The organism is Micromonospora sp. NPDC000668 (genome assembly GCF_042897975.1).
GTDB lineage: Bacteria > Actinomycetota > Actinomycetes > Mycobacteriales > Micromonosporaceae > Micromonospora.
In genome coordinates, this window is sequence record NZ_JBIAYP010000012.1 from 1 (window position 1) to 7852 (window position 7852).

At 67.2% G+C, this 7852-nt stretch carries 6 protein-coding genes; 3 read left to right on the top strand and 3 right to left on the bottom strand.

From position 1 onward, the window contains the following. Positions 1 to 452 precede the first annotated feature (452 nt). Genes ACFY29_RS34795 through ACFY29_RS34805 form a run of 3 tightly spaced genes read left to right on the top strand, consistent with a single transcriptional unit; the run spans position 453 to position 4455 of the window. Positions 453 to 1871 (top strand): lipopolysaccharide biosynthesis protein, encoded by a 1419-nt coding sequence (locus ACFY29_RS34795; protein ID WP_386993015.1) that lies wholly within the window; start codon positions 453 to 455, stop codon positions 1869 to 1871. Further along, positions 1868 to 3238, top strand: coding sequence for a glycosyl transferase family 1 (locus tag ACFY29_RS34800; RefSeq protein ID WP_386993018.1), 1371 nt, complete (start codon positions 1868 to 1870; stop codon positions 3236 to 3238). Before ACFY29_RS34795 ends, ACFY29_RS34800 begins: the two co-directional genes overlap by 4 nt. Before the next feature lie 20 nt (positions 3239 to 3258). Next, positions 3259 to 4455, top strand: a complete 1197-nt coding sequence (locus ACFY29_RS34805) for a glycosyltransferase (protein ID WP_386993020.1) — start codon at positions 3259 to 3261, stop codon at positions 4453 to 4455. A 22-nt stretch (positions 4456 to 4477) separates the two neighbouring features. On the opposite strand, the gene ACFY29_RS34810 is transcribed toward ACFY29_RS34805, so the two are convergent. From ACFY29_RS34810 to ACFY29_RS34820, 3 genes are all read right to left on the bottom strand, one after another. After that, positions 4478 to 5794, bottom strand: coding sequence for a hypothetical protein (locus ACFY29_RS34810; RefSeq protein ID WP_386993022.1), 1317 nt, complete (start codon positions 5792 to 5794; stop codon positions 4478 to 4480). A gap of 494 nt (positions 5795 to 6288) precedes the next feature. Next, positions 6289 to 7593, bottom strand: coding sequence for an O-antigen ligase family protein (locus tag ACFY29_RS34815; protein ID WP_386993024.1), 1305 nt, complete (start codon positions 7591 to 7593; stop codon positions 6289 to 6291). Positions 7594 to 7673: 80 nt separating this feature from the next. After that, positions 7674 to 7844 (bottom strand): hypothetical protein, encoded by a 171-nt coding sequence (locus ACFY29_RS34820; protein WP_386993026.1) that lies wholly within the window; start codon positions 7842 to 7844, stop codon positions 7674 to 7676. Positions 7845 to 7852: the final 8 nt, after the last annotated feature.

Sequence of the window (7852 nt, forward strand, 5' to 3'; positions counted from 1 at the left end):
CCCACCATCGTCCGACCAAACGAACCCGTACCACCGGTGATCAACACCCGGCGACCAGAAGCCAGAAAAGTCAACACCACTCCTCAACGTCACTGGTGCGCGACAGCCCCAACACCCGCAACGACCCCACAACCAACCAGGAAACGCCCCAAACGGCCTGCACTCGATCTGTTGGGGACAGAATGCTGGTTCTGGCGTTCTATGTCCCATACCCGCCTATACTGGTCGAAACCCGGACACGACCAGGCCTGTCCCCGAACCACGCTCGCCGGGGCGCTTCAGGGGCTGGGGCGGGCGGCGGCGCCGCTGCCCACGTCGTGAGGGAGGCCGCACCCAAATCCCTCACCAGCAGTTATGCCCGGGAGGAAACCCCCAGCGCGAGGCCGCGTCGCGGCACCCGCATCGCCAGGCGCGTCCCTCCGGCGTTCGCCGCAGATGGATAGGACCGAAAGATGCGGGCCCCCGACAACAGGTTCGAGCGGCAGGAGCAGCCGGACGCCGCATCTCCCGGGCCTGGTCGGGTCGTCCAGACGGTTGAGCGGCCGGAGCCGGCCGCTCCCGCTCCCCCGAGCCAGAGCCGCGGCCGCCGGCTGCTGTCCTGGATCGCCACCGCAGCACTGAGTCGGGTGGTCAGCGCCCTCGTACCGCTCACCCTCCTCCCCGTGACCCTGTCGTACCTCGGCACTGACCTGTACGGACTCTGGGCCGCGGTGCTCGCGGTCACGGGGATGGTCGCTTTCGCGGACCTGGGCGTCGGCCTCGGGCTGATGACCAGGCTCGCGCCCTGCCGGGTGGACGGCGACACGGACACGGCTCGGCGGTACATCTCCAGCGCCTATGCAGCGGTCTGCGGCGTGGCGCTCCCGCTGTGTGGCCTGCTCTGGCTGTTCGGTGGGTTCATTCCGTGGCCGTTGCTCTTCAACGCCACCGGGGCAGCGGCGGAGGATGCGCACCTCGTCGCCCTGGTCTGCCTGACCGCTTTCCTCCTGAACATTCCACTGTCGCTGGTCGCCAGGGTTCAGTACGCGTACCAACAGGTGGCGGCCAGCAATATCTGGCAGGCGGCCGCGAGCGCACTCTCGCTGCCGCTCGCGCTCGGCGCGGTGTTCGCGGGATTTCCTCCGATAGCCGTGATCGCCAGCATCGCGGTCGCCCCGCTACTGGTCAACATCGCCAACACCGCGTGGACGTTCGGACGGCGCCTGCCACACCTGGCACCCCGCCCGAGATTCATCGACGGACGCGGGATCCGTGACCTGTTCGGCCTTGGCGGCCTGTTCTTCCTGGTAACGCTGGTGATGGTCCTGGCCGACAATGCCGACCCGTTGATCATCGCGCACGTCCTGGGCCTGGCCAGCGTCACCGCCTACGCGGTGCCGGCGAAGCTGTTCACCCAGCTCGGCGCGCTCGTGACGCTGGTAAACCAGCCGCTGTGGCCAATGCACGGCGAAGCTCTCGCCCGGGGAGACCTCGACTGGGTGCGCAAAACCGTCCGGCGCATGACGATCGTCTCCACGCTTATCGCATTGCTGCCATCGACCCTGTTGGTAATCTTCGGCGAGGAGCTCTTCGCCGCGTGGCTCCCTATCCCGATAGGAAACCGGTCACTACTGCTGGGCTTCGCCTGTTGGTGGATCGTACTGGCCGCGATCTCTCCGCGATTCATGGTGCAGAACGCGGCCGGAGTCGTACGCCCACAACTCTGGGGCTATCTGCTGTATCTGCCGCTTTCCATCATCGGCAAGCTGTACGGTGTGCACTGGTTCGGCGTGTCCGCGGCACCATACATCGCGGTCGTCATATACACCATCACGGTTGTTCCGGCCGCCATTTACGGCTACCGCCGGGCACTGACTCTGCGGTCCACATGAGAGAGGCGGATGCACTGATGCTGTTGGACGAGGATTTTCCGCGGGTGCTGGTGGTCAGCCACACGCCTTTCAGCCGTGTCAGCGGGACCGCGATGACCCTGTCGAACCTCTTCTCCGGCTGGCCGAAAGACCGCCTCGGGCAGGTCTACACCGGCAACATCGCGCCATCGACGGAAGTGTGCGAGAACTATTTCCACTTCCCGCCGAGAGACCACTACCTTCCCATCCAGTACTACTCCATGCGGATGCTCGGGTGGAACGGTCACACGCCACTGCAACAGAGCCGGCCGATCGCTGCCGTACAGGCGGCGGCCGAAAAACGACCCGGCATGGCCAAGGCGTACGCGCAACTGCGCGCGACCGCCGACCTGAGTCCAATCCGTGTTCCACGGAAGCTGACCGAGTGGATGCGCGACTTCCGACCGGACCTTGTCTACTCCATGCTCGGCAGTGTGCGGCTGACGAGGATCACCGCACTCGCGGCACGCACGTGCGGCGTCCCGGTCGTGCCGCATTTCACGGACGACTGGCCGGCGACCCTATACGACAACGGTGAACTCTTCGGGCGCGCCGACCGGGCGGTTCAGGAGGCGGTCGCCAGGCTCATCCGCCTCGCCCCGCTCGGCATGGCCATCAGTCAGCCGATGGCGGAGGAGTACTCCCGGCGCTACCGCATTCCGTTCAGCGCCTTCGCCAACTGCGTCGACGAGACCTTCTTCGCCGCGCCCCGGGACGAGGCGGATCAGCAGCGGGTGACGGAGCTGGTCTACGTCGGCGCCCTGCACCTCAACCGCTGGGAGTCACTTCGCGACATCGGTGCCGCACTGGACAGCGTGGCCGACGCCGGCCTGCCCGTACGGCTCACCATTCACTCCCCGGAGCGGGACCTCGCCCAGTACGGAAAGCACTTCGCCCACCTGGAGCGCGTACGCCTGGGGCCTTCGCTGACCAGTGACGAGGTGCCCGCGGCGCTACGGTCCGCGGCCGTCCTCGTTCACATCGAGTCCTTCGACGAGGACATCCGGCGCTACACCCGTTACTCGGTGTCGACGAAGATCCCCCAGTACCTGGCGTCGGGCCGGCCCATCTTCGGCTACGGGCCCACCGAGGTGGCCTCGATGAACCACATCCGGGAAGCCAACGCCGGCGTGATCGTCGGGACGAGCGACACCGCGGCGCTGGTCCGCGGCCTGACGGATCTCTGCCGGGACGCGGGGCTCCGGGAGAGGCTTGCCCGCAACGGAATCGAGTTCGCGCGGCAGGAACACGCGAAGGAAGGCGTAGCCGCGCGGTTCGCCGCCACGCTGCGCTCGGCAGCAAGAGCCGAATCCGCCGTCTCCGAGGCCACCCGCAGGCAACTGACCTAGAAGCAAGTTGAGGTGCTGCGATGACACGCCGTTCACGTTGGATCGCCTGCGCAGGTCCATTCCTTTTCCCGTGGGGCGAGGCGGGGTCGCGACGGGTCTACGGCCTGGTGGCGTCGTTGGCCGCCGCCGGTTATGACGTGGTGGTCGCCGGCGGCGGTCCCGAACCGCGGACCATGACCCCGCTACCCGGCGTCGACGGACCGGGCTCGGTCTCCCACATCGGCCTGGCGGAGAAGCCGCCACCGGAAGCTGGGCCGCTTGGCAGCTCGATACAGACTCTGCTGCGGTGGGGCCAGCGGACGGTCCGATGGCTGGACGCCCAGCCGACAAAGCCGTCCCACGTCCTGGTGCACGGCGGCCAAGCCCAGTACATGTTCCACCTTCAGCGGTGGTGCCGCCGTAACAACGTGCCGCTGATCGTTGATGTCGTCGACTGGTTCAACGGGCGTTACGTGCGCGGCGGTTACCTCGGCCCCCTGCACGCCAGCATGAAACTGGCCATGCACTACTACTACCCCCGCTGCGACGGCGTCATCGCGATCAGCTCCTACCTGGAGGCCCACTACCGCCGCGCCGGTATGCCGATCCTGCGGGTGCCGCCCACCCTCGACGTCAAGAACCTGACCGTGGACGCCAGGCCGACGGTGGACGACTCGTACCCCCTCACCCTCGTCTATGCCGGTAACCCGCACGGAAACAAGAAAGATCTCCTGGGCACCGTCATCGAAGCGGTGGGTCGCGTCCAGCGCGACGGCGCGAGCATCGAGTTGCAGATCTACGGCCCGACGCTGGGTGAGGTACGCAACCTGTTCGATGGCCGATCGTTGCCGGACGGGGTGCGCTGCCTGGGTCGTGTACCGCAGGCCGAGGTGGCAAGCGCCCTGCAGGGCGCCGACTTCAGCGTGCTCATCCGCCGGCCGGAGCGGGCGACGGACGCAGGCTTCTCGACGAAGTTCTGCGAGAGCCTGGCCAGCGGTACCCCGGTAATCGCCAACCTGACCAGCGACATGGGGAGATACCTGCGCCCCAACCGTGAGGGCCTGATCTGCCGAGACCACACACTGGCCGAGGTCACCGAAGCGTTCCGTGCTGCCGCGCGGCTGAGCGGTGAGCAGCGGGGCCTCATGCGTCAGGCCGCGCGGAGCCAGGCGCTCGAATCGTTCGACTATCGGGCCTATGCGGAGCCTCTCGGGAGATTCTTCCGACACTGGGACTGAAGCAGCCCGAGGTCACCCGCGCTCATCGCCAAGTATGTCGATGGCGATCCTGGGCCGCCCGCAGCTGCCGTTGTCCGTTGGAAAGCGCCTGCATCGCGTACAGCGCGAGAAGCGTGGCCATCCCGACGATCGACTCTGGCGCCATCCCGAGCTGGTTGTTCGCCGGCACATAGACGATGAGGATGCAGAGCTGCGCGAAGATCAATGTCGGGACCACCCGTCGAGAGGACACCGCCGCGCGCCACGAGCCGGCGAAGAGCCAGCCGACCAGACCCATGAACAACGCCGCACCGGGGAACGTGAGGTCCGAGGCGAGCCAGGGGTAAATGGTGGCCCAGTACATGCGCGCCGGCCACCCCTTCTCGTGCTCCGTCCGGTCGGGGTAGGGCGGGTGATCGGTCAGGTCCACCCCGGCGGTCTGCTCGGCGAAGATCGCCGCGGACGGCGAGCTACCGAGACCACGGGACCACTCGAACGGCAGTTGCAGGTTGTAGGAAAGCCCGAGATAGCCATGAGTCGGATAGCCGATCACGTCGGCGATGCCCTCGGCCACGGGTGCCCCCACCACACGCTCAACCGCAGGATTCACCTGCACCAGGGCGCCCGTGGTACCGAACTCGGTCGCCCGCGTCGCGTGGCTGTGGATCATGTAGGCGACAAGTAGCGCGAACGCCCCGGCGACCAGCACGAGCGCTCTCCGTCGCCGGGAGCGGGTCCGCCGGCGGTGTCGCACCGCGGCCCGAGCGACCAGCATCCCCGCCACCAGCATGATGACGACGTCGCCGAGGCCTTTCGTGGTGCCGATGAAGAGGTAGAACGCCATGTGCAGCGTGATTCCGACCAGACCTGCGAGCCGCAGCCAGGTGGGGAGACTTCGCCAGTGGACCACCAGCAGCGGCACCAGAGCCACGCTGAGTACGCCGAGCGGAAACAGGAGGTTCATCCACGGGCTCGTGTTGCCGACGCCCTGCTGATAGACATCGAACTTGTTCAGATACCCGGTCGCGGGGGCCTGGATGCTTGCCCACACGCTCTGCGGGCCGGTCGCGCCGAACTCCGCCAGCCGCGTCAGGCTCAGGACGACGTAGTAGACCGAACTGGCGAGGACCAGTTGACGCACTCGCCGGATCCGATCGGTCGAGTGAGTCGGGGCAACCACAGGGGGCGGACGACGCGACATCTGCGCCGCGTATCCGCCGGCGAAGAGAGCTGTCGCCCCGATCACGAAGGTGCAGAGCTGACCCGGGTTGTCGACCTCGCGGGCCAACCCCGTCAACCAGAACGCGCCGAACGTGCCGAGCATCCAGACCAGGGCCAGCGACAACGGAAGCCAGGTCACCGTTCGAGAACTCGGCGATCCACGATCTGCCTCCGCTGACCAGGGTGGACCGTGCTCGGGCGGCCGTGGCGCCGAGAGCTGCCAGTCGCGGGCGCCCCCGACCGGCGAGCGATGCCGACCGCCGGCGGTTCCGTCGACGGCGGTCACCACAGCCCACTCCCGGCTGGTCGCCCCGCCGAGCGGCCCGCAGTGGACCGCCGCGAGTCAACACGGACGGAACTTTGCGATTCCACTCGCCAAACCTCCACACTATTTGGCGCCCAACGACCCTGTGCAGAACCGCATCGGGTGGAGGCATGATTCGGTGGCAGAGACAGCAACCGAGCCACAGAAGCCGTACCACCGTGATCCGGATTCACCATTCCGCCCGTTACCTCGGCACAACATTCAGTACTCACTGAACGAGCCAACGAACGTGAAGTCATGCGGGTGATGGCCCGGCAGCGCAAAGGTGAAAACGGTGACCACTCGAACCGCCGGTCATGTCCCGCTGATCACGTCAGCCGCCGTCCGGCCGCGGCCACCTCCCGCACCTCCGGCGTCTTCTCCGTCGGCCATTCCAGCCGTATTCCTGCTGGGGACCGGGAAGCGCGGACGCCGATCGTGCCGGACGGACGCGTCGCCCTCCGGCCCGGGCCATTCCCCTTCCGCCGGTTCGTGGCAGGGACCGGCAGCATCGACAGGAGGGCGAGTGCCAGCCACGCGCCCCGCTCGAACTCCCACACGCCGGTCAGCCAGATCGGAAACGTCGCCACCACGAAGAGCCCGGCGACACGACGCCCGACCGCACACTGTGCCGCCCGCGTGGTGAGCACCGATCCAAACAGGACGGCAACACCCACCAACCCCACCAGGCCCAGATCCGCGGCGACTGCGAGGACGGCGGTGTGTGGGCGAATTCCCAGCGGATTCCAGATCTCGAAGTTGCCTGCTCCGCCGCCCACCCAGAAGGCGTCCCACCAGTAGGTCAGCGCATACCGCCACATCTCGATGCGGCCTGCCACGTCACCGGTCGACGCCGAGCCGATCGCGTCGTCGGCCCACAGCAGTGCGCCGTGCCCCAGGCCGAGCGGCACCGCGAGCAGCAGCGTCGGTACCACCGCGATCACGGCCGTCCACATCGCGCGCGGAATCAACTCGCTCAGCAGCGCGTACACCATCGCGAGCAGCAGTGCGACCAGGGCGCCCTTGGTTCTGTTCAAGAAAACCCCGGACGCCAGTACCGGCAACGCTGCGATCAGGCCAATTCTGACCAACCGCCGCTGACCGGGGATTCTCAGCAGGGCCAGTGCCAGCACGAACGCGGTGACGCTCGAGTAGGCCGTGAAATTGATGTTGGTGCCCTCGATGCCGAAGCGCACAGCCATGTCCAACGCGCTGGTCTGCGTGAGTACCCCACGCGCCTCGATGATCAGTTGCCATGCCGAGATCGCGCACCCGAGGATGTACGAACCCCCCACCGCAAGCAGGTATCTCGGCGTCGTGGCGACGTGGCGGACCGCGACGAAGATGAGACAGGCCGAGGTGTACGCGAGAGCCACGCTCCGAGTCTGGGCAACGTCACTGGACCAGTTGACCGTCAGGTGCGCCCAGGCAGCGACCGCGAGGGCCAGCAGATCCGGTAGTCGGGGACGGGGAATGCGGCCACTGAGGAGGATCGCCGCGGCCGAGGCCTGCAGGACGAACATCCAGGCGTTTGCCGACGACGCCTGGAAGGCCGCGACGCACAGCAGTCCAACGCCGACGATCGTCGCCTTCCTCCGCAGGTCGCTGTTCTTGGTTCCGGTCGCAGTCGCCACAGCTCCCCCTCAGGATCGACGCCACGGACCCGACGCGGCACCGGCCAGCCGGATCCGCGCCGCGACCGGAATCGCGAGGTTCAGCATGTGAGGAGCGGGTCTTGGTGGGCCAGTTCCGCACGAACCTCAGGCAGGGTCAGCAGCAACTCGACGATCTGCGGCACATCAAGCTGCGGGGCGTTGGCCGAGTTGAAGTCATCCTCAGGCCCCACACCGATCTCACCCTCAGTCACATACAGGGCGTAGTTCAAATCCCGAT

Coding starts and splice junctions, on each gene's coding strand:
- ACFY29_RS34795 (WP_386993015.1), top strand. CDS start 453: ATGCGGGCCCCCGACAACAGGTTCGAGCGGCAGGAGCAGCCGGACGCC.
- ACFY29_RS34800 (WP_386993018.1), top strand. CDS start 1,868: ATGAGAGAGGCGGATGCACTGATGCTGTTGGACGAGGATTTTCCGCGG.
- ACFY29_RS34805 (WP_386993020.1), top strand. CDS start 3,259: ATGACACGCCGTTCACGTTGGATCGCCTGCGCAGGTCCATTCCTTTTC.